Genomic DNA, 1,286 nt, shown 5'->3' with positions numbered 1-1,286 from the left:
CGACCGCACGGTCCGGCTGTGGGACACCGCGACCGGCCGACAGCTGCGCACCCTGACCGGCCACACCGGCCCGGTGCGGTCGGTGGGGTTCTCCCCCGACACCACCATGATCGTCTCTGGGGGTGACGACCGCACGGTCCGGCTGTGGGACACCGCGACCGGCCGACAGCTGCGCACCCTGACCGGCCACACCGACTGGGTGCGGTCGGTGGGGTTCTCCCCCGACACCACCATGATCGTCTCTGGGGGTGACGACCGCACGGTCCGGCTGTGGGACACCGCGACCGGCCGACAGCTGCACTCCCTGACCGGCCACACCAGCCGGGTGGGGTCGGTGGGGTTCTCCCCCGACACCACCATGATCGCCTCTGGGAGTGGTGACGGCACCATCCGGCTGTGGGACACCGCGACCGGCCGACAGCTGCACTCCCTGACCGGCCACACCGACTGGGTGTGGCCGGTGGGGTTCTCCCCCGACACCACCATGATCGCCTCTGGGGGTGAGGACGGCACGGTCCGGCTGTGGGAGGTCGCGACCGGCCGACAGCTGCGCACCCTGACCGGCCACACCGGCCGGGTGTGGTCGGTGGGGTTCTCCCCCGACACCACCATGATCACCTCTGGGGGTGACGACCGCACGGTCCGGCTGTGGGACGTCGCGACCGGCCAACAGCTGCGCACCCTGACCGGCCACACCAGCCGGGTGTGGTCGGTGGGGTTCTCCCCCGACACCACCATGATCGTCTCTGGGGGTGATGACCGCACGGTCCGGCTGTGGGAGGTCGCGACCGGCCGACAGCTGCGCACCCTGACCGGCCACACCGGCCCGGTGCGGTCGGTGGGGTTCTCCCCCGACACCACCATGATCGCCTCCGGGGGTGGCGACGGCACCATCCGGCTGTGGGAGGTCGCGACCGGCCGACAGCTGCGCACCCTGACCGGCCACACCGGCCCGGTGTGGTCGGTGGGGTTCTCCCCCGACACCACCATGATCACCTCTGGGGGTGGCGATGGCACCATCCGGCTGTGGGACGTCGCGACCGGCCGACAGCTGCGCACCCTGACCGGCCACACCGGCCCGGTGCGGTCGGTGGGGTTCTCCCCCGACACCACCATGATCGCCTCCGGGGGTGGCGACGGCACCATCCGGCTGTGGGAGGTCGCGACCGGCCGACAGCTGCGCTCCCTGACCGGCCACACCGGCCCGGTGTGGTCGGTGGGGTTCTCCCCCGACACCACCATGATCGCCTCCGGGGGTGGCGATGGCACCATCCGGCTGTGGGAGG

Annotated in this window: 1 protein-coding gene; it reads left to right on the top strand. The window is 72.3% G+C overall.

All coding sequences use genetic code 11. From position 1 onward, the window contains the following. On the top strand, positions 1-1,286 hold a 1,286-nt coding region (locus MJ777_RS17955), incomplete at both ends, for a WD40 repeat domain-containing protein (protein ID WP_370652760.1).

This window comes from Protofrankia sp. Cj5, from assembly GCF_917627405.1.
In the GTDB taxonomy this organism is placed as follows: domain Bacteria; phylum Actinomycetota; class Actinomycetes; order Frankiales; family Frankiaceae; genus Protofrankia.
This window is presented reverse-complemented; position numbering and strand designations above follow the sequence as displayed.